General features: G+C 57.5%; 26 protein-coding genes. 13 read left to right on the forward strand and 13 right to left on the reverse strand.

The features are described from left to right. Window positions 1-69: 69 nt before the first annotated feature. Window positions 70-390, reverse strand: a complete 321-nt coding sequence (locus tag C814_RS20810; protein WP_016317435.1) for an MGMT family protein — start codon at window positions 388-390, stop codon at window positions 70-72. A 17-nt stretch (window positions 391-407) separates the two neighbouring features. On the opposite strand from C814_RS20810, the gene C814_RS20815 reads away from it, so the two are divergent. Then, the gene (locus tag C814_RS20815; RefSeq protein WP_255345289.1) at window positions 408-1025 is read left to right on the forward strand and encodes a tRNA 5-(aminomethyl)-2-thiouridylate-methyltransferase MnmM; all 618 of its coding nucleotides are present in this window, start codon (window positions 408-410) and stop codon (window positions 1023-1025) included. An 8-nt stretch (window positions 1026-1033) separates the two neighbouring features. Here the strand turns inward: C814_RS20815 and C814_RS20820 are convergent, their stop codons facing one another. Further along, the gene (locus C814_RS20820; protein WP_016317437.1) at window positions 1034-1738 is read right to left on the reverse strand and encodes an alpha/beta fold hydrolase; all 705 of its coding nucleotides are present in this window, start codon (window positions 1736-1738) and stop codon (window positions 1034-1036) included. A gap of 127 nt (window positions 1739-1865) precedes the next feature. On the opposite strand from C814_RS20820, the gene C814_RS20825 reads away from it, so the two are divergent. From C814_RS20825 to C814_RS22680, 3 genes are all read left to right on the forward strand, one after another. Continuing rightward, on the forward strand, window positions 1866-2621 hold the full coding sequence (locus tag C814_RS20825; protein ID WP_016317438.1) for a glycoside hydrolase family 25 protein: 756 nt from the start codon (window positions 1866-1868) through the stop codon (window positions 2619-2621). 251 nt (window positions 2622-2872) lie between these two features. Further along, window positions 2873-3457, forward strand: a complete 585-nt coding sequence (locus C814_RS20830) for an ECF transporter S component (protein WP_016317439.1) — start codon at window positions 2873-2875, stop codon at window positions 3455-3457. Between the two features lie 210 nt (window positions 3458-3667). After that, window positions 3668-4036, forward strand: a complete 369-nt coding sequence (locus tag C814_RS22680; protein ID WP_016317440.1) for a sporulation initiation factor Spo0A C-terminal domain-containing protein — start codon at window positions 3668-3670, stop codon at window positions 4034-4036. 191 nt (window positions 4037-4227) lie between these two features. Here the strand turns inward: C814_RS22680 and C814_RS0105800 are convergent, their stop codons facing one another. Continuing rightward, a complete protein-coding gene (locus C814_RS0105800; protein ID WP_196809957.1) occupies window positions 4228-4869 on the reverse strand; it encodes a pentapeptide repeat-containing protein in 642 nt (213 codons plus the stop codon). 87 nt (window positions 4870-4956) lie between these two features. On the opposite strand from C814_RS0105800, the gene C814_RS20835 reads away from it, so the two are divergent. Beyond that, window positions 4957-5145, forward strand: a complete 189-nt coding sequence (locus C814_RS20835) for a ferredoxin (protein ID WP_016317443.1) — start codon at window positions 4957-4959, stop codon at window positions 5143-5145. 138 nt (window positions 5146-5283) lie between these two features. Here the strand turns inward: C814_RS20835 and C814_RS20840 are convergent, their stop codons facing one another. The 4 genes from C814_RS20840 to C814_RS20855 all read right to left on the reverse strand — a co-directional run bounded on the left by C814_RS20840 (window position 5284) and on the right by C814_RS20855 (window position 8478). Further along, window positions 5284-6435: an alanyl-tRNA editing protein gene (locus C814_RS20840; RefSeq protein WP_016317444.1), complete on the reverse strand. Its 1152-nt coding sequence runs from the start codon at window positions 6433-6435 to the stop codon at window positions 5284-5286. A gap of 184 nt (window positions 6436-6619) precedes the next feature. Beyond that, a complete protein-coding gene (locus C814_RS23990) occupies window positions 6620-6961 on the reverse strand; it encodes an arsenate reductase family protein (protein WP_016317445.1) in 342 nt (113 codons plus the stop codon). Next, window positions 6962-7729: a sulfite exporter TauE/SafE family protein gene (locus tag C814_RS20850; protein WP_016317446.1), complete on the reverse strand. Its 768-nt coding sequence runs from the start codon at window positions 7727-7729 to the stop codon at window positions 6962-6964. Between the two features lie 203 nt (window positions 7730-7932). Further along, window positions 7933-8478, reverse strand: a complete 546-nt coding sequence (locus C814_RS20855) for a flavodoxin family protein (RefSeq protein WP_016317447.1) — start codon at window positions 8476-8478, stop codon at window positions 7933-7935. Between the two features lie 110 nt (window positions 8479-8588). On the opposite strand from C814_RS20855, the gene C814_RS20860 reads away from it, so the two are divergent. Beyond that, a complete protein-coding gene (locus C814_RS20860) occupies window positions 8589-8921 on the forward strand; it encodes a winged helix-turn-helix transcriptional regulator (protein ID WP_016317448.1) in 333 nt (110 codons plus the stop codon). A 5-nt stretch (window positions 8922-8926) separates the two neighbouring features. Here C814_RS20860 and C814_RS20865 read toward each other — a convergent pair whose 3' ends face one another. From C814_RS20865 to C814_RS20875, 3 genes are all read right to left on the reverse strand, one after another. Beyond that, window positions 8927-9181 carry a GIY-YIG nuclease family protein gene (locus C814_RS20865; protein ID WP_016317449.1) on the reverse strand — a complete coding sequence of 85 codons (255 nt, stop codon included), beginning with the start codon at window positions 9179-9181 and terminating at the stop codon, window positions 8927-8929. After that, window positions 9178-9534 carry an arsenate reductase family protein gene (locus tag C814_RS20870; RefSeq protein ID WP_016317450.1) on the reverse strand — a complete coding sequence of 119 codons (357 nt, stop codon included), beginning with the start codon at window positions 9532-9534 and terminating at the stop codon, window positions 9178-9180. Before C814_RS20870 ends, C814_RS20865 begins: the two co-directional genes overlap by 4 nt. A gap of 267 nt (window positions 9535-9801) precedes the next feature. Further along, complete coding sequence (locus C814_RS20875; protein ID WP_016317451.1) at window positions 9802-10626, reverse strand: pentapeptide repeat-containing protein; 825 nt, start codon at window positions 10624-10626, stop codon at window positions 9802-9804. Between the two features lie 261 nt (window positions 10627-10887). Between C814_RS20875 and C814_RS20880 the strand changes: the two genes are divergently transcribed. The 4 genes from C814_RS20880 (at window position 10888) to C814_RS20895 (ending at window position 13566) form a co-directional block, all read left to right on the forward strand. Beyond that, the gene (locus C814_RS20880) at window positions 10888-11394 is read left to right on the forward strand and encodes a hypothetical protein (RefSeq protein ID WP_016317452.1); all 507 of its coding nucleotides are present in this window, start codon (window positions 10888-10890) and stop codon (window positions 11392-11394) included. A 116-nt stretch (window positions 11395-11510) separates the two neighbouring features. Further along, the gene (locus tag C814_RS20885) at window positions 11511-12152 is read left to right on the forward strand and encodes a hypothetical protein (RefSeq protein ID WP_016317453.1); all 642 of its coding nucleotides are present in this window, start codon (window positions 11511-11513) and stop codon (window positions 12150-12152) included. A gap of 233 nt (window positions 12153-12385) precedes the next feature. Continuing rightward, window positions 12386-12886, forward strand: coding sequence for a hypothetical protein (locus C814_RS20890; RefSeq protein WP_155846454.1), 501 nt, complete (start codon window positions 12386-12388; stop codon window positions 12884-12886). A gap of 218 nt (window positions 12887-13104) precedes the next feature. Then, on the forward strand, window positions 13105-13566 hold the full coding sequence (locus tag C814_RS20895) for a hypothetical protein (RefSeq protein ID WP_016317455.1): 462 nt from the start codon (window positions 13105-13107) through the stop codon (window positions 13564-13566). Window positions 13567-13706: 140 nt separating this feature from the next. Here the strand turns inward: C814_RS20895 and C814_RS22685 are convergent, their stop codons facing one another. Together C814_RS22685 and C814_RS20905 are read right to left on the reverse strand one after the other, a co-directional pair. Beyond that, a complete protein-coding gene (locus C814_RS22685; protein WP_016317456.1) occupies window positions 13707-15092 on the reverse strand; it encodes a patatin-like phospholipase family protein in 1386 nt (461 codons plus the stop codon). 118 nt (window positions 15093-15210) lie between these two features. Then, a complete protein-coding gene (locus tag C814_RS20905; RefSeq protein ID WP_016317457.1) occupies window positions 15211-16104 on the reverse strand; it encodes a hypothetical protein in 894 nt (297 codons plus the stop codon). 618 nt (window positions 16105-16722) lie between these two features. Here C814_RS20905 and C814_RS0105815 point away from each other — a divergent pair. Genes C814_RS0105815 through C814_RS20915 form a run of 3 tightly spaced genes read left to right on the forward strand, consistent with a single transcriptional unit; the run spans window position 16723 to window position 19585 of the window. After that, window positions 16723-17637, forward strand: coding sequence for an alpha/beta hydrolase (locus C814_RS0105815; protein WP_022788606.1), 915 nt, complete (start codon window positions 16723-16725; stop codon window positions 17635-17637). Continuing rightward, window positions 17634-18917 (forward strand): phthiocerol/phthiodiolone dimycocerosyl transferase family protein, encoded by a 1284-nt coding sequence (locus C814_RS20910; protein WP_016317459.1) that lies wholly within the window; start codon window positions 17634-17636, stop codon window positions 18915-18917. Before C814_RS0105815 ends, C814_RS20910 begins: the two co-directional genes overlap by 4 nt. 2 nt (window positions 18918-18919) lie before the next feature. Next, window positions 18920-19585, forward strand: coding sequence for a DUF6320 domain-containing protein (locus C814_RS20915; RefSeq protein ID WP_016317460.1), 666 nt, complete (start codon window positions 18920-18922; stop codon window positions 19583-19585). Window positions 19586-19701: 116 nt separating this feature from the next. Here C814_RS20915 and C814_RS24425 read toward each other — a convergent pair. Further along, the coding region (locus tag C814_RS24425; RefSeq protein ID WP_207637143.1) for a hypothetical protein at window positions 19702-19889 on the reverse strand (188 nt) is incomplete at its 5' end.

Here is a 19889-nt window from a genome sequence, read left to right on the forward strand (position 1 = left end):
TCCACCTTTTCAAAGGTGGCGGGGTCGAGGGGCGGCGCCCCCGACGCAAGCCCGCAGGGGCGCCGGGAATCACCCGCCCGCTTCCGGCCCATACCACGCATACCGCTTCATTTCTACGAACCCTTCCGGGCTGACAGCAACCCCCTCAGATTCCAACAGCCTGCGCTGTTCGTCCTGCCCGCCGAATGCGAACCCCGGCGCAAGACGCCCCGCAGCGTTGACCACCCGATGGCAGGGGATCACCCCCGGCTCGGGATTGAGGTGCAGCGCCCACCCAACCGCACGAGACGCCTTCGGGTTGCCGCATAAAAGCGCAATCTGCCCATAAGAAGCGACCCTGCCTTTGGGAATCTGCCGCACCATCTGATAGACCTGATCGTAAAAACGCATGGCTTTCCCTCCGCAATATAAATGCCTATCCCGTATCTTTCAAAACAACTGTGAGGAGTTTTCATATGACCGACCGTTTTAACGCCCTTTCGCTCTCCCACCGACTCCTTGCCGAGCATGTCCGTCCCGGCGACCTCTGCATCGACGCAACCGCCGGACGCGGCTATGACACCGCCTATCTCGCCGGGCTGACCGGTGAAACCGGCAGGGTGCTCGCGTTCGATATCCAGCAGGAGGCGGTCGACAGCACCAATGCCCTGCTCCGGAAACGCGGCCTCGACCGGATTGCGCAGGTCCACCTCGACAGCCATGTGAATATGGAGCGGTACGCGCAGCCGGGCACTGTGCGGTGTATCACCTTCAACTTTGGGTGGCTCCCCGCCGGGGATCACAGCATCTTCACCCATGCGGAAACGAGCATCCCCGCGATTGAAGCGGGCTTGCGGCTGCTGACCCCCGACGGGGTGATGAGCCTTTGCATCTACTACGGCAGGGACAGCGGATTCGAAGAGCGGGACGCCCTGCTCGGCTATCTGCCCACCCTGGACAGCAAAACCTGTACCGTCCTGCTGCACGACTTTATCAACCGCCCCAACAATCCGCCTCTGTTTGCCGCAATCCTGAAAGGAATCTGAACAGGTTCTCACAGGCTCTGCAAAAACTGCAACAGTTCCCGGTTAAATGCGGCGGGCTTTTGGGCTGCGACCGCATGGGAGCCGCCGGGGATAATCCGCAGCCTTGCATGGGGAATCGACCCGGCAATCTGTTCGGTGTGGCGCTGCCGCACCGCATCATGTTCCCCGGCGATCACCAGCGTGGGGACACGGATTGCCGATAGTTCGGACGGTCTCACGTGCGGATGGTGCACCATCAGGCCGAGGATACCGGCTTTTTCGCGTGCGCCGGCGTCACACAGGCCGATCAGCCTGCAAAGCCCGTAGCCGAGCACGATCGGGGTCTGTACCGTCCATTTGATCCCGGACGGATCGAGGTTCGCCCCGTTGAGGATCAGCGAACGCACCCTCTCCGGGGCATCAAGTGCGAGACGGATCGCTGTGTTGCCGCCGTCCGAATAGCCGAGGACATGCGCGGAGGACAGCCCGAGGGCATCCAGAACTGCCGCCGCATCCCGGGCGAACCGGGTAAAATTGAGCTGCCCCTCTCCGCGGCCCGACCTGCCATGCCCGCGGGTATCCATCACAATAACCCGGTAGTGCTTTTTCAGACTGGGTATCTGTCCGCAGAAGTAACTGCTGTCCTCCCCATTCCCATGCAGGAGCAGAAGCGGTTCCCCCTGCCCGCAGGATGCATAGTAGAGGTCCGCTCCGTCATATCGGACGGTTGCCATCAAAATCTCCCCTCTCTGGGTTTCAGCATACCACCTCTCCGCACCAAAAGCAAGCCCGGTTTTCCCGCACCTTTTTCCGGTCCATGCCGTAGGATGGAGGGAGATCGTATGGAGGAGATGGAGACACATGTATCAGGGGATTGACACAAGCTCCAACAATCAAAACGGAACCGGGATCGTGGATTTTCCGGCGGTTAGCCAGAGCGGGCGCACCTTTGCAATGATCCGGGTGGGCTATGGCATACAGCGGACCTGGGGATTCGAGGGATATGTCAGCAAATCGTTCGTACCCCAGCTTGTACAGGCGCAGGCCGCTGGACTGGATACCGGTGTCTACTGGTATTCCCACGCGCTGAATACCGATCAGGCGCGGATCGAAGCGCGTACCTGCCTCGACGCAATCAAGCCTTACCGGCTGACCTTTCCGGTTTCATTCGATCAGGAGTATGAACCGCAGATTCTCGCACTCTCCCGCCGGGAGCGCACCAATATCTGCATCGCGTTCCTTCAGGAGATCCGCAAAGCCGGTTACTACCCGATGATGTATGCTTCGAAGGACTGGTTTGAAACCAAGGTATACGACAAAGAATTGGCCGAATACGACCATTGGGTTGCACAGTACGCGAGCAAGCTCACCTACTCCGGAGAAGCGGGTATCTGGCAGTACAGCGGCTCGGGAACGATCCCCGGGGTCACCGGGCTGATCGACCTCAATGTTGCCTATCGGGATTACCCCAAATTGATCCGGGAGGGCGGCTATAACCATCTGGAACCGCCGGCGGACGGCCACGATTACAAAGCGCTCTATGAGGCCGAGCGGGAGAAAAACCAAAAGCTGATCGAACAGCTCAAACAACTGATCGAGACCTATGGAGGAGATTGATCTTTCTACCTTCTGCACAATATAGCCTTTCTTTTCAGCCGTAAAATGCAGCAGTTTTACGGCTGATTCTTTTTCTTTTTGTTTGCCCCTCTCCGGAACCGTTATTTTTTATAAATCCCAGGCCAATAAGCGCCAATAAATTATGATTTTATAACAATCCGAACCCTCTTTTCCTGCTGCATCATCCGGTTTGCTGCGGCATCTGAAATCCAGTATACTGATATTAAAAAATTGAACAGGGAGGGTGCTTTATGGAACACAAATCAAAATTTTCCACCTATGATGTTGTCGTGGTTGGGCTGATGGGGGCAATGGTTTTTGTAACCACTGCATTCCTGAAAATCCAGATACCAACCCCGGCAGGCCCGACAATGTTTAAGATTGGGAACATCTTCTGTCTGCTCGCAGGTTTACTGTTCGGCGGACTTCGCGGAGGGCTTGCCGCAGGGATCGGTTCCGCACTCTACGACCTCACCAACCCGGTCTTTGTCTATGACGCCCCGTGGACCTTCATACGGTTCTTCCTGATGGCGTTTCTCTGCGGCCTGATTGCCCATTGGGGGGAGCATTCCGGCGAGAATAACCGGCTCAATCTCGTTGCTGCCATCGCAGGCTCGGGTTTTTCGACCTCTTTCTATCTGATTAAGGCGGTCACCGAGCTGGTGCTCGAGGGCAGCGCGTTCGACGCCGCGGTCGCCGCCTGTTCGGTCAAAATGGTCACCTCCGGAATCAATGCAGTATTGGCAGTAGCCGCATCAGTCCTGATCGCACCTGCCTGCCGGAAAGCACTGGTACAGGCCGGGTTGGGCGAACGGCTGAACCCTGTAAAAACCTGAAAACACAACCATACAACAAAGACCCTATGACACTGCAAGGTTGTCAAAGGGTCTCTTTTTTTCTTTTTTATTCAGTATTTATACAAAATATATAGTTTTTTTAATAATTTTTCTCATCTTCAAAAAGGTCGTAAAAGGTCTTTTAATCCGAAATTTGTCGAAACTTGTAATAACCTGTAAGTGAAACTTGGTTCTCATGGAGGTATTACAATGACGGAAACGCCTTTGCAACCCATTTACAGCCTGAAAGAGCTGCTTCGCATCCTTCACATCTCCAAAGCCTACGACGGCTACCCCCTTCTGGTCACCGCGGTCGAGCTTGCAATGGAGGATGAGGACCGCCTTCTGCGGGTGACCAAGCTGCTCTATCCGGAGATTGCGCGGCGACACGGAACCAGCACCGTCTGCGTCCAGAAAAACCTGCGTAAGGTGATCGCGGTGTGCTGGGAACACGACGGGAAGAACCGGATTCAAGCGATCTCCGGCCTCTGCTACGAACAGAAGCCCACCCCCGAAATCTTCATCGGGATTCTTGCCGACTATATGGAAAAGATCCAGAGAGGGGGGAAAAGCCGATGACGCTGCTCAACCGGCTCGACCGCTCCTTGCTGCAGATGCTTCCCCTGCTCGAACACTCTGCAGATGCGCTCGAGCGCGGGCTGGGGGAGGCCGCCGCCCAAGAGGCCGCACAGCTCCGCGCGCTTTCCGACCTGCTCTGCGAGATTCTCGGGAAGCTCCCGCAGCTTGCGGCGCTCAAAGCTGTGATGATGCTATCGGATAATAACCCCCAGCAGCCGGGCCAGTTCGCAGGCCTGTGGAGCAGTGACAACCGCGCCGCGCAGATTCTGGGGAGCGACGACAATTCCATCAATCTCACTGGTGGTAAAATCGACCCCGGCGAGCGGAGTCCCGAATAGCTCCGCGCCGGTCAAACGGCTTTCGGAGAAGGCCAGCTCCCGAACGCTGACCGACTGCAGGACCGCTCCGGTGAGGTCGCATCCGATGAACTGGACCCGGTGCACCGCTGCCTCGTAACAGTTGATATAGCGGGCAGCGCAGCCGGCAAACCGGACATCGGTCAGCGAGCTTTCGGGCAGCAGGACGCCGACCATCTTGCAATCCTCGAACGTTACCCTGCGGAACGTCCCGCCGGAAAGGTCGAGGTTTGAGAGGTCGCACCTGCGAAAGGCCACATCCATGAAAAACCCCTTTTCCAACCTGCCGCCCGCAAGACGTATCCCGTCGAACAGGCAGCCGCGCAGATCCAAGCCGCGCGCATCTGTCCCGGGGAAGTCCCCTGTGAACCGCCGGTTTTCCAGCCTGTCTTCACTGTCAAGACTGGCCTGTGCTTCAACGGCAAACGATCCGCCCTCCTCAAACAGCTCGGGAAGACGGGACTGCTGCAATTTCATCCGGATACCCCTTTCGGTATAGAATCCCATCTGGCAGCCCATACTAAAGCTGCCGATGGCAAATCTTGTTTTTGGAGGAATCAACTTATGGAAGCCAGTATCGACCGCAGCGGGTGCATCTCCTGCGGACTTTGCGCAGAAACCTGCCCGGATGTTTTTCGCATGGCGGACGACGGACTCGCCGAGGTCCACGCCAGCCCGGTCCCGCCCCAGATGGAAAATGAAGCGTCCAGTGCGGCGCAGGGATGCCCGGTCTCGGTCATCACCGTAGAATAACGCTGATGAAAAACTGTATGCACAAACGATCCTACGGGGGTTGTGTATACAGTTTTTCAGCGTTTGCCCCCGGACCCTGTACCCTATCCCTGGCAGGGGACGCTTCCCCTTTGCATAGAACCCCCTACGGGCCGGCCCTTATCCCAGCGTCTCACAGAACGCGGCAATCTCGGGCTGTCCGCCCAAAATGGTCCCCTGCACCAGCTCCCGGTTCCCGCCCCCGCGCCCGGAAAACGCCTGATTCAATGCCTTCCCGAGCGGGCGCGGGTCCCGTTTGGTGCTGCCCAGCACATACCGCCAGCCGCCCTGCCCATCCGGGGAGAAAGCCGCCGCAAGCCCTGCGCGCGCGCAGAGCGCCTGACAGTACCGCCGCAGCGCCGCATGATCCAGCCCCTCCTCGAACACGACCGCCCGGTCGGTTCCCTCTGCAAACCGCTCTGCTTTCATGGCGAATAACTGTTTTTCCAACTGTGCCGCCCGTTGTTCCAGATGGGCGTTTTCAGCGAGCAGCCGTTCGACCGCCGGGACTGTCTCGTGAATCTTTGCCGAGAGCAGCCCGGAGATTGCGTAGAGATCGGTATTTTTCGCGGCATAGTCGGCGAGCGCCCGCGCTCCGCAGAGCATCCACACCCGCACGCCCCCCTTGCTGCGCTGGGAGGTCAGCAGCTTGATCGCACCGATCTCCCCTGTGCGCCGGACATGGGTGCCGCAGCAGGCGCAGACATCGCTTCCCGGGACGGTTACGATCCGCACCGCACCGGTCAGTTCCTTTTTGCTGCGGTAGTCGAGCCGCGCCAGCGCTTCGGGGCCGGGATATGCAATCTGGATTTCACGATCCGCCCAGACCGCATGGTTCGCTTCCCGCTCGACCTGCGCAAGCTGCTCCGCATTGAGTTCCCCGCTCAGGTCGATCGTCACCGCATCACTCCCCATATGAAACCCCACATTATCCAGCCCGAACAGCCGGTGGATGATCCCGGACACGATATGCTCCCCGCTATGGTTCTGCATCAGCGAGAACCGGCGGTCCCAGTCGATCTCCGCCTCCACCTTCCTGCCCGGCTCGAGCGGGCCGACGGCCGTATGGAACACCTCGCCGCCCTTTTCGTGGGTATCGCTCACCCGTACCCCGCCGATCTGCCCGCTGTCCCCCGGCTGGCCACCGCCCTCGGGATAGAATGCTGTACGATCCAGAGTGATCCGCCAGCCGGTGCCGGCCGGTTCACATCCGGTCACCGTCGCGGTGAACCGCCGCAGATACGGGTCGGTGTAATACCATTTCTCAGTCATCTCTGCCACCTCGCATTGTTAGAACCCGTATGCATAACCATTCGACACCGTCTGATCGAGGCTCTTGCCGGCCTGCCGCGCTGAAAAACCTTGCAATACACAAAGTATTGTCTGCGTTTTTCCGCCTTGCAGGGCAACAAAATCCCCCGCCCATTCGGTATCTCCTGATTATGAATACAGGTTCTTATTTCCAACTCTCCCAGACTTCGGGACAGTAACCCACCGTCGCCTGTTTGCCGTTGCGGACGACCGGCGTTTTGAGCAGTCCCGGATATTCCAGCAGCTTGTCCGCGATGTTCTCTTCCGAAGCAAGATATGCCACGAAAGAACGGTCGTAATCCTTGGACTCTGGATCAATCAGCGGCTTCAGTCCGCCGACCGACCGCTTGACCGACTCCAGTTCCCCCTTGCTCATCCCGATCCGCCCGAGGTCGATCTTTTGATAGGGAATCCGCCGCTCCTTGAACCATCGCTCCGCCTTTTTGGTATCGAAGCATTTGCCCTTCCCAAAAATCTGAATGTTCATTTAAACCACCCCCGCAGCCGAAACAACATCCCAGATCAGCTTGCCGAATACCCCGATCAGCACCAGCACCACGATCACCTTAATGAATTTGGTCCCTTTGCTGATCGCGAGGCTGCTTCCGATCCAGCCGCCCAGAATACCGCAGATTCCGGCAGGGACCGCCAACAGGAACAGCACATTCCCATGCAGCAGATAAACAATCAGGCTCGCCAGATTGGAAGCAAGGTTTGCAACCTTGGCATTGCCGCTCGCAGTTACATAGTCATATCCAATGAACGAGGTGTATGCGAGGATCATAAAGGTCCCGGTCCCGGGGCCGATGACCCCGTCATAGAGGCCGATCAGCAGGCCGGCCATCCCGCAGCCCAGGTAGAGCCGGCGCCCTTCCAGCAGACGCATATTCTGCCGGTGATGGTTGCCGAACAGCACCACCACTGCCGCAATCGGCAGGATCACCAGAACCAGTTTTTTCAGGAAGAGCGGGTCGAGCCGCAGATTGATCTGTGCGCCGATAGAAGCGCCGCAGAGCGAAAAAACCGCTGAAACCGTCGCCGGTTTCCACTTGATCTTGCCGCTTTTCTGGTAGCGGACTGCCGAAATGATGCTGCCCATGCTGGCGGAAAACTTGTTGCAGCCAAATGCGGTATGAATCGGCAGTCCGGTCATCATATAGACCGGCAGACTAATCAGACCGCCGCCGCCCGCAATGCTGTCGATAAAGCTTGCCAGAAAGATCATCGGGCAGACCAGCAGGATCATCTGTGTCATTGTCACAATCTCCAGCTCCATTCCTCAAAACAAGATTTAACAGTGGATACGCAAATGAAAAAAGAACAGCCTTCCCAGCTTACCGGGGAGGGGCCTGCGGAGAGGAGGCGCTGCCCCCTGACCCGCAAGGCGCATCCTCCCCGCGTGTCGTGTGAAACGCCGGCTCTTAAGCAGGAGCAAAAAACCGGGTAAAACGTTTGCTTCTAAATACGGAGTCCTAGCTGATAAGCATCCTCCAGCTTGGAATTCCCCCTGATGTCCCCCGCGTGGAACACCCCGCCGCAGAGGACCTTTCCCCGGTCGGTCCAGCCGAGATGGTCCATCAGGCGATCATACCAGTACAGTGACTCTTCAAACCCGCTGCCCTCCGCAGCCATCAGCAGAACGCTTTCCTTTTTGGGATTCTCGTAATCCGCGTTGCACTCGGCGACTGCGAACAGCCGGTCAAACGCGCATTTGAGCTGACCGCTGACCGTCCAGTAGTAAAGCGGACTTGCCAGTACCACCAGATCGGCCTCCCTGTAGTCAGGATAGATTTTCAGCATGTCATCCTTCTGCACGCATGGGCTCTGCGGGTCCTTCCCTCCCTGGCAACAGCCAAGACAAGGATGAATCTGCATCCTCTGAAGATCATAACGGACAACCCTGTGCCCGGCCTGCTCGGCCCCCTTTGTAAACTGCTCTACCAGAGCAGCCGTATTGCCATTCATGCGGGGACTGCCATTCAGCACAAGTATGTTTCTGCCCATAAACCAATACCCCTTTCCCAATAGAATTGACAGTATTTTTCGACTGTGCTATCATTGTAACGCAAGCACGAAAAAAATCAAGTACTGTCTTAAAAGAAAGTGTAACTGGTATGATTAAAAACTATATTGCAAACGCTAACTTCGAGGATACCGGATTCAGTTATACGCTGTCACTGATCAGCGGCAAGCACAAGATGGTCATTCTCTATTGCCTGATGGAATTTGAGCCGGTGCGTTTCAATGAGCTGCGCCGCTATCTGAAAACCATCTCGGACAAGACGCTCAGCATGAACCTCAAGGAACTGGAAGCGGACGACCTGATTCAGCGCAAAGAGTATCCGCAAATCCCGCCCAGGGTGGAATACTCCCTCACTAATCGAGGGAAATCGCTAATGTCGGTTCTGGACCAGTTATGTATCTGGGGGGAGCAAAACCGAAAGTAGCGCGCTTATCCCCGGAAAGCGCCGCGGATCAGTGCGAGCTTTTCCGTACGGGACAGCCGTTTGATCGCCGCTTCCCGCCTGAGCGCCTCCGAGCGCTCTGTGCAAGGCTCGCTGTAAACCATCTCTGCGGGCAGGCGTGACCTGGTATACTTGGAAGCTGTACCGCTGTTATGCATCCGAAGGCGCTTTTGCAGATCAGAGGTCCATCCGGTGTAGAGGGTTCCATCAGCGCACCGCAGGATATAAACCCAACAATTCACCCTTTCAGCCGCTCCCATTCAGCAGGCTTGAATCCCACCAGCACCAGCCCGTCCCCGACCACCAGCGGACGCTTGACCAACATCCCGTTGGTGGCAAGCAGGGCATACTGCTCCGCCTCATCCATAAGCGGAAGCTTTTCCTTCAGTCCCTGTTCCTTGTAGAGCAGGCCGCTCGTATTGAAAAACCGTTTGAGCGGCAGTCCGCTCTGCCGATGCCAGTCCCGCAGTTCCTCAGCCGACGGATTCTGCTCCTTGATGTGGCGTTCCTCATAGGAAATCCCATTTTCGTCCAGCCAGCGCTTGGCTTTCTGGCAGGTCGTGCATTTTGGATAGGATAAAAATAACAGCTTCATCCCTTTTCCTCCATTCTCTAAACAAAAAGTTTCGCCCGCCTTTTTAAAGGCGGCGGGGCCGAGGGGCAGAGCCCCCGGCGCGCTCCGCACTGCGAGCCGCAGCGAAGCGTTTCGAGCGCAACCCGCCGAAGGCGGGCTCTTAGCGCGAGATGAGCGCGGAACGCTTTCTCCTGTGAAGCGCATTTTCCGGGTGAATTGCCGCCGAAGGGCGGCAAGAGGGTGCTTTTTGCAAGAGAAAAAGCACCCATTCCCAACCCCTGTTCACTGTCAATCCCAGTGGGACGGGTGGGAAAGCCCCTCTGGAAGCCGTGTATTCCGGTTCCCTTTCGCGGCATTGAGCTGGCCCTGTGTCAGGAAAAAGGCTCCCCGCAGGTCGGAATCCGAAAAGTCAGCCTCCCGCAGGTCCGCCCCGAGCAGATTGATCCCGTAAAAGGTGCACCCGCTAAAATTGGCAGCGATCAACAGCGCAAGGCTGAAGTCCATTCCACTCAGCTCCCCCCTGAACCGCTTCCCGATCCCGTCGGCACACCGTTTTCCGCCCCCTGCGGCCTGCATGGTCAGTGCGGCGGCCTGTTTTAACAGCGGATTCACCTGCGCCTGGTGAGCGGACAGGTCCAACCCAATGAGCGCCCCGGCAGGCTGTCCCGCCAGCCGCTGATTCTCCGCCAACTGCGCCTCCAGCGCCGCCCAAAGCGGCTTGGCTGGGAGCAGTTGAAGCGCCTCGACCAGATGCCAGCCGATCTGACGCAGGCGGCAGAGGGTCAGAAAAACCGTAAACTGTTCAGAGGCTGTCCCGGGGGCCTCCCGCCAGTCCTTCCTGTAGAGCCGCGCCGCAGCCTGCCCCGCCCCCAGACAGTCATATGCCCGGCAGCCTTTCCATCCCCTGCTGGAAAGCTGGTCATGCACCCTGCACCGGAAGTCCGGCTCCAGATTGCGGCAGGGAGTCTCCGCAGGCTTGTCCATCGGGAAACCGTCAGTCTTGAAGAAGCAGAGCGCAGTACAGCAGTAGCCGTAACAGTCCGCGCAGGAGATCCGGAACGCCTGCATCTGTTCGGGATGCGGATTCTCCCGCCGCAGCATCGGTCTTGCCATCTGAAAGCCCCCTTTCGCCGGCTTCCAGTATAGCACACTTTGCGGCATATTGACACTACACCGTCAATAAAACATTATGGATATTTTTAAAAATATCTGACAAAAATATTGCGCAAAAAGCAAGATAAAGATGTTGACATTCCGGCCATATCGGGATATTATATATTATATATTATTATAAAAACAGAGTTGCAGAAAGAGGTGTTTTCAAAGCAATTTTTAACAGAATGAGGAAGTGTAGAAAATGAAAAATCTGAAAAAATGTTCCGCTTCATTTTGGTCATGAGCATGATTTTTGTTTTTGCTGTTCCCGCGATGGCGGTCGAACCCAACGCGGCGCCCGCTGGCGAGGACGCTTCCGAAAGCCAGATCGAGCCGCGCTATCCGGGACGCTGCGCCATCAAGCAGGTAAGAGTGTATGCTGCGGATACCAAACAGAAAATCCGCTACATGGACGCAATCAGCGTTGGTTATCCTGAGCATGACCAATTATGCAATGTGACTATTGACAGCGAAACCAAGGCCGTTTTCTCCAAACACAACGCGGATGGTTGGTTGGTGGAGATTCTCGTGAATCCGCAGGGGGCAAACCTTGCAACTCTCAAAGTGAACGGTTCCACTGTCGGAACAACCGCCGTCCCTACAAACTCTTCTTCTGCAACCTTCTCTTTTGTTACCTCTGATTTTTCCCGTTCTCTTCCCTGGCAGATCTACTTCAGCGACGGCACCGGGCGGGATAAAGTTGTTTGGGGAACCATCTACAAATAAACGCTAAAACAACATCTATCTCAATAAATATAGATATTGCTATTGGATACGAACGAGGCTTTTTCACCGATCTGGGAAAGCCTTGTTCGTGTAGATTAAAGAAGGAGGTCTTTTTCTTGGTCCCTGCCAGTCTTTCGTCCATTGCCCGCCAGCAAACAACCACAAACCTTAAAAGCCGCAGCAGGCAGGTGGATTCTTTGGGTTTTCCTGCCGCGATGCTGCGCTCTGCCGCCAGTGCATCTCCCTCGGAAACCGCTGTGTCCAGTGGTTCTGCTGTTGCATCTGATCTTCCGTCCCCAGCACCACAGACGCTCTATGCGCAGCTTCGCGCTTCCTCAAGGACAGCCGTCTCGGAAAAAAATGAGCTGACCGAAGCGCAAAAAGTCTTTCTTCGGGACAAATACGATTTGAATAACCTTTCGCGAGAAGAGTTCGACGCGCTCCTTGCCGATCTCGTCGATATAGGAACGATTCCGGAACATGCAACAGTAAGTGCGGTTTCAGTCCCTCTTCTAGGGAGTCCGCCGTGGTATTTTAACGTATATATTGACGAAGAATCCCCTGTATCAAAACTTTCACAATGGAAACCTGAGGACATCGCCGGGTATCTCGCGGAGCGAATTGCGTTCGGCAAATACAGCCTCGACTGGATGAAGCAAACCGGCAGCTCATCGCTGGATGCGGAGGAGCGGTTTACCCGTTGGATCGATGACACCCAGACCCTGCTACATGTCATCAACCAGTTGACTGCGGATTGAACCAATCGGGGGGCTTTTTCACCGGTCTGGGAAAGCCTTGTTCGTGTGAATCAGAGAAGGAGGTCTTTTTCTTGGTCCCTGTCAGTCTTTCGCCTATTACCCGCCAGCAAACAACCACGAACCTTAAAAGCCACAGCGGGCAGGTGGATTCTTTGGGTTTTCCTGCCGCAATGCTGCGCTCTGCCGCTGATTTGAACTCTGCGGAAGCCATCGAATCCGGGAGTTCCGCTGTGATGCCTGACCGTTCCTCCCCAGCTCCGCAGACGCTCTATGCGCAGCTTCGCGCTTCTTCAAGGACAGCCGTCTCGGAAAAAAATGAGCTGACCGAAGCGCAAAAAGTCTTTCTTCGAGACAAATACGATATGGAGCACCTCTCGCGAGAAGAGTTCGACGCGCTCCTTGCCGATCTTGTCGATATGGGCGCAATTCCGCCGAGCGCGGCGGTGAGTGCCATCACGGTTCCCTTGCCAGACCCTCCTGTTGCAGTCTCCAGTTCAGGGAATATCCGGATGTATTTCTTCCCCAATTCAGAGGGGTTTAGACTGTCGTTTTCGGATTTCAGCCCTGGGGACATCGCCGGGTATCTCGCGGAGCGAATTGCGTTCGGCAAATACAGCCTCGACTGGATGAAGCAAACCGGCAGCTCATCGCTGGATGCGGAGGAGCGGTTTACCCGCTGGATTGACGATACCCGCTCCCTGCTGCACATCATCAACCAGCTGTCCGCGGACTGATCCGGTCAAGGGGGCTTTTTCTCTTGCAAAAAGCCCCCTCTTGCCGCTTCGCGGCAATTCACCCCAAAAATGCGCTTCACAGGACAAAGCGTTCCGCGCTCTGCGGAGCGCGGCCAAAGGCTCTGCCTTTGGAAACCGCAATTTTTTGAAAAAAATTGAGTAAAACTTTAGTTCTGGGAAAAAGCGGCATCCGGCTCGGAAGAGAGGGGGCTATGAAAATGAAACCGCTTTGGTCGCAGGTCAGGTTTTGCCTGTTCCTTCTTTTTATGGGTATCCCTGTTTTCTTTTTCCTCGCTTACCTGCGGCTAGACCCGCTCCCAACGGAACAGGTTGTATGGAAGGAATATTTCAAATTCTATTTTTTCCCGTTTTCCGTTGTCTGCGGGACGCTTGCTCTGCTCCTGTTTGCCCGGCTCTTTTGCGGATTGCAGCTGCCGGCGTGCCCAGCCGTTCTGCGGGTCGCCCTGCTGGTGATCCTGTTGGCCACCGCCTACTGTTATCTGGGGCTTGTCGCCAACTTTGTCGGGCCGGTGCGCCTGCTTCCAAAACCGCTCGCCTACAGCCGTCCATTTTCATTCGGAACCTTTGTCTGGCTGGTTGACCACATCGACGGCTACTGCTGTACATTCGGACTTCAGGCATATGGCGTTCTCACCTGTCTCGCGATCGATCCCTGTTGAACTTCTTCCCTTTGCCGGAAAAGTGTTATTGGCGCTTTTCCGGCAATTTTTTCTTCAAAACGATTCCGCCTGCTCATTGGGGACATGTGTAAAAAAGAGGGGTATGCCTGCCGCCAGCCAGGCATACCCCTTGACACGTTCTACAGGATGCGGGAAAAAGCCAGGTAGAGCGCAGCCGAAAACTCCCCGGGAAGGAGCGCGGCAACCGGCAGCAGGCTGACCGGCTCGGCGCGGTCGAGCGCAGACCGGATGGTGCGGGCGAGAAACCGCAGTCGGCAGGGGCGGCCTGCCAGCCGGAGTGCATCAGCGAGCGCGGAAAGCCCCAATGGGACGGCCCCCCCTTCCCCGGACAGGGACGCAGGCAGCTCGACCGCCTGCACTGCTTCGGAAAGCCGTTCATGCAGCCTGTCGGCGGAATAGAGGACGCATGGATTGAGGCCGAGCAGCTCGGCGGCAGACTCGATCCCGTCGAGGGCGAATGCCCGCACCGGGGTCTTACGGGAGCTGCGCCGGTAAACCTGCCGGGTCACCGCCGCATAGGCCGCCGACTGTAGGAACCTACGCCGCACATTGCGAAACCCCAGCAGGTCCATGCGGGCATAAAACTGCCCGTAGTATCGCTGCATCTCGTCCGAAATGGTCCCTTTGACAAATGTATAGGCATGTCCGTCGAACACCCCGTAGGAACGCATTGTGTCCAGATAGCCCAGCCGCAGGTTCTGCCGCGCCGAATGCGGGTCAAAGACCAGCAGCGCCCCCAAATCCCAATAGGGGCGGATGATCCGCAATTCGCAATCATCGGGAAGGTCATCGTGCAGGATGCCCGGCGCATCCATATTGACCGCGATAATCCGTCGGGCCCCCCGCTCTGCCGCCATACGCACCGGCATATTATCCCCGAACCCACCGTCGATATATTTTTTCCCGTCAATCTCGTGCGGGCGTATTGCCGGAAAAAGGGAAGAAGATGCGATCAGATAGTCCGCGAGCCTGCCGGACGGAATCTCATCCTTCCAGCGGTAGACCGGTTTCATGCTTCCAAGCTCGACTGCGATCACCCCGAAGTCGATCGGGGACTGCCGGACCTTCTCTTCGTCCAGATACTGCGCCAGCAGGCCCGCCAGCGCACCGGTACCTGCGCCACCCTCCCGCACCGCAGCCAGCCCGAACAGCCGCATAGCTGCACGCCGCTTTTGCTTTTGCGGCAGCGTTTCATCAAGCGGCAGGTCAAAAACCCGGGAGGTTTCCAGCTCCTTCCACATCCGCTCCGCAAGCTCGAACTCCCCCTGTGCCACGACCGCCCCATTGATCGCGCCAACCGAGCTTCCGGTAACCATCTGGAACCGCTCGTCCAGTTCGGTGAGTGCCCGCCACACCCCGATTTCATATGCGCCACGGCTCCCGCCGCCCGCCAACACCAATGCGGTCTTTTCCAGTTCCGCCACCTCCTTTTTATGTAAACAGTACGCCTCCGATCCCGAGACAAAGCCTCTGGCCCGTATCCTTTGCAAGGGGGGGCCTGTCAAAAGCCGCTCCTCCGCAACCGGCAGCAATACGGCGGCTGTCCATCTATCCAGCCGGCATCAAACAGCGCCCCAGAGCGGAAACTGTCATCGTTGAAAAGAAGGGGGACAAAACAGTTGGTTACGATTTTCCGACGGTCGCTTCCTCTGCTGCCGGCTTCAGCGCCGGTTCGCTCGAAGGGGCGGCCTTTTCGCCCTTGTCCTCCCCATCTTTCGTCTCTTGATCCTTCTTGTCTTTTCCGTCCTCCTCGTCCGCTCCGTCTTCCCCGGATTCTTCCGAGGATTCGTCCTGTTTTTTGCGAAGCCGGTCACGCAGGATGCCGAAGTAGATCGCAGCGCCGCCGCCCGCCGCCGCAACCAGGATCACCCCGCCAGCGATCAACAACGGATAAACCGGGCGATGGACCTCGGTGCGGGCCGAAACCGGGAGATATTCCTCCTGCCCAGAAGGTTCGGAAGCCGTGTCGGAAGTACTGTCCTGTTCAGACGGTTCCGCCGCAATGAGAATGGGGGTCTGGCCCTCGCGCGGGGGCAGCTCATGGGAGAGGATTGCTTCGGCGGAAGCGGACTCCGACGCATCCGGGCTGGACTCCATCTCGGACGGCTCGAGCGGGGGCTCGGACGAGGCTTCACCCGGTCCAGGAGGAGTTGCATAAATGGCGGAAAGGTCGTCCCAGGAATAGGAGTCCTGGCTGTCCGAAACCGGATACATCTGCTGCCCGTTGATCCGAAGGCGTTTCCCGTCACAGAGGACGACAAGTGTGACATCCCGGCTCTGGAGGACCCGCAGAATTTCCGCCGGAATCCCTTCCCCCGGCTCAATCTGGGTGAGCACCTCGTTCCCGCCTCCATTGTCCATCGCGGCGATCACATGGGCAATCCGCTCCCAATAGCCTGCCTCCCCTTCCACCGCATATACAGCCAGCGGCGGCAGAGACAGCATTCCCGCCAGTAAAAGCGGGAGCAGATGCCTGTACCCCTTACCCGGGGACGCGGGCTTTCCTTTTTGTTGCATGGCATGATACCTCCCGTATATACATCGTTCCTCCCACACCATCCGGACAGAGAAACGTTGTTTCATCTGAATTTATATGTAAGCAGTGCAGAATTTTTGCGGATTTTTTGCGGTTTAACTTCAAGTTCATTTATTTCCCATCACTCTATGGTATAATAGCTATGATCAGGACGATGCGCAGCCAGAGACTGCTCCCGTCCCGATGGCCAATGATGCCACATCGTTTTGCGATTGTGGTATCATCCGTTTATAAGATGTACTCCAAGCGGTACGAAACGCCCATATCCGCACAGGCGTCTCTCTTTTGGCATCGCAAAAAGAGAGACAAAAGCGGCAAGGTTGGCTTGCGCCCTGTTTTGCCCTCAATATCCGAGGCACGCAGCTTTGAGAAAAAAGACAAAGCACCTGGAAAAGGAGTTCCGCCAGAGGGGGCATATCCTCTCTCTGGCACCGCACTCTGCACGATCCCCGCGCGAAGCGCAGCATCCGCCGCGGCGCGCAAAGACAGGCAGTACCATGCGTCCAATATCACATCCTATACAGGTCACATCTATTATACATCATATCGACCGTTTTTACCAGAGACAGGAGAGGATTTCCATCGCAATCAGCAAAGCCATGCGGGCGGCGCTCAAAGCGCTGTCCTATCCAGATATTGATATTCGAAAAAGTTACCCGCTCAAGCGGCAGATTGACACCGCGGTGGGCAAAAAAATCGGTGCAGCCTACGAGACATGGGACCACACCGTCCAATGCGGGGATCATGAAGTGCCGGTACGGCTGTTCGCATCGGGAAACGGGGCTGACGACCGAATCCTGCTTTTCTTCCATGGCGGCGGCTGGGTGACCGGCAACATCGACAGTTATAACAAAATCTGCTGCCAGATGGCAGAGGCGACCGGGCATCTGGTGGTCTCGGTTGACTACCGCCTCGCACCCGAGCACCGGTTCCCACAAGGGCTCGAGGACTGTTACGCGGTTGCGAGGGAGGTCTGTCTGGACGCGAGCCTGTTCGGGGTGAGCGCCCGGCGGATTACACTGATCGGTGACAGCGCGGGCGGCAATCTCGCGGCGGCTGTGTCCCTGATGGCGCGGGACCGCGGGGAATTCCTCCCTGCCCGGCAGATCCTGATTTACCCGGCCACCTGGAACGACCATACCCCCGCTTCCCCCTTCCGGTCGGTGACCGAGAACGGCACCGATTACCTGCTGACTTCCCGGCGGATCTGTGACTATATGGAGCTTTACCGCGGCAGCGCAGCCGACCTGCAAAACCCATACTTTGCGCCGCTGCTGGCCGAGGATTTCACCGGCCTGCCCGAAACGCTGGTGGTTACCGCGCAGTATGACCCCCTGCGGGACGAGGGGGAGGAATATGCGGCACGCCTGGCGGAGGCAGGGGGCGACGTGGTCTGCCGCCGGATGCCGGACGCCCTGCATGGTTTTCTGGCGCTGCCGCCGCAGTTTGCGCAGGTGGGGCGCATCTATGAATGGATCAATGCATTTCTGCGGGAGCGGGAGGAACGGATATGAGCGGACGGAAAGCCACCGGATGGAGCCGCCTTGACAATGCGGCGAAGATTTTCCCGCCCACCAGCAGCCGCTCCGACCCCAAAGTGTTCCGGTTTTCCTGCGAGCTGTACGAGCAGGTCGAACCGGAGGCGCTGCAAGCCGCACTGGATCTGACCCTTGAATCGTTCCCGCATCTGCGCTCGGTGCTGCGGCGCGGGCTGTTCTGGTACTATCTGGACAGCTCCAGCCTTCAGGCACAGGTCGAGGAGGAGCATCTGCCCCCCTGTGCGCCGCTCTACGATCCCGCCCGGCGGGGGCTGCTGTTCCGGGTGTTCTACTACCGGCGGCGGATCGGATTTGAGGTTTACCACGCGCTTACCGATGGAACCGGCGCCTTGCAGTTTTTGCGGATGCTTGTCTACCATTACCTGACCATCCGGCATCGGCAAGCATTCCCAGACGGGCTTCCCCCTTTTGATTACGACGCATCGACCGGGCAGGCTTCGGACGACAGCTTCCGGCGGTACTACGGCGACCACGCGGCGTCTGCCGGGCCGGCGGTTCCGCCCAGACCGGTGCGCGCCCATCATCTGACCGGCGCACGCCTGCCCGAATACCGGCTGCGGGTGCTCGAGGCGGAATGTTCGGCCAAAGAGGTGGTCGGCTGCGCGCGGGCGCGCGGGGTAACGGTCACCGGACTGCTCGCGGGACTGCTGTTCTGCGCGGTCAATGAAGAGATGACCGTCCGGGAGCGGCGCAGACCGGTCGTGCTGACCATCCCGGTCAATCTGCGCAAATATTTTTCGTCCGAATCGGCGCGGAATTTTTTCGGGATTGTGAACCTGAGTTACCGGTTCGACCGCCCGGATGCGGATTTCGAAGAGGTGCTGAAGGTCCTGACCTCCGAGATGTCTGCCGAACTGACACCGGAACGTCTGGCCGGACGGATGCAGCAGCTCTCGGCGCTTGAACACAATATGCTGACCCGGCTGGTGCCGCTGGCCTTCAAGGACTTGAGCCTGCGGATCGCGGACCGGGTGTCCAAACGCGGGGTGACAGGCGCACTCTCCAACCTTGGCCGGGTGGAGATGCCTGCCGAACTGCATCAGTATATCCGACTGTTCGATGTGTTTAACAGCACCAACCGGCTGCAGGTCTGTGCCTGCTCGTTCGGGGACCGGATGATGGTGAGCTGTACCTCGCCTCTGGTGAGTGCTGATCTGTATAAGCGGTTTTTCCGGTCGCTCGGGGACCTCGGGGTCGGGCTGACCATCCATTCCAACCAGCCGGAGGAGGAGTAACCATGCCATATTGTGACAAATGCCGGGTGGAGGTTCCGGGTGACCGGCGGCGATGCCCGCTCTGTCAGGGGCAGCTTCCGCCCGGCGGTGACCCGCAGGCCGAGGTGTTCCCAGTGGTGCCTACCGTCTACCGGCAGCACCATCTGGCGATCCGTATTTTCATCTTCCTCTCGATTGCCGCCGGCGTGATCTGCGTGGCCTGCAACTTCCTCTTCACCCCCCACAGATGGTGGTCGGTACTCGTCCTCGCAGGCATCGGATGTATGTGGGTCAGCGTTTCAAGCGCGGTTCGCCGCCGCCATAATCTGCCCAAAAATATCCTGTGGCAGGTGTTCTGGCTCTCGATGATCTCCCTGCTCTGGGATTTCCTCACCCGTTGGCGCGGCTGGTCGGTCACCTATGCCATCCCCGGGTTCTGCGTCATCGCCATGCTCTGTCTTCTCCTGCTTGCCAGGATCCTGCATATGAAAAGCGAGGATTTCCTCGTCTATATGATTCTGGATGGCCTGTTCGGGATTATCCCGCTCGCATTCATCCTCTTCGGCTGGGCCAAGGTCAGCTATCCTTCGGTCATCTGTATCGTGGCCAGTGTCCTCTCGTTCACCGCGCTCTTCTCGTTCGCCGGACGCAAAACCCAGGCCGAGCTGCAAAAACGCCTGCATATGTGAGAACCTGTTCGGTATTTTGTTTATGCAAGGGGGCTTTTTCTCTTACAAAAAGCCCCCTCTTGCCGCTTCGCGGCAATTCACCCGAAAAACGCGCTTCACAGGATAAAGTATTCCGCTCATTGCGATGAGCGGCCAAAGGCCCTGCCTTTGGAAACCGCGATTTTTTGGAAAAAATCGAGTAAAACTTTAATTTTGGAAAAAAGCGGCATCCAGCCCGTAAGGCAAACTGAGGGGGCGTCGCGCTTTGCGCGATCTCGGCCTAAGAGCCGCCTGCGGCGGTTGGCCTCGAAACGCTCGCTGCGGC

The organism is Anaerotruncus sp. G3(2012) (genome assembly GCF_000403395.2).
In the GTDB taxonomy this organism is placed as follows: domain Bacteria; phylum Bacillota; class Clostridia; order Oscillospirales; family Ruminococcaceae; genus Anaerotruncus.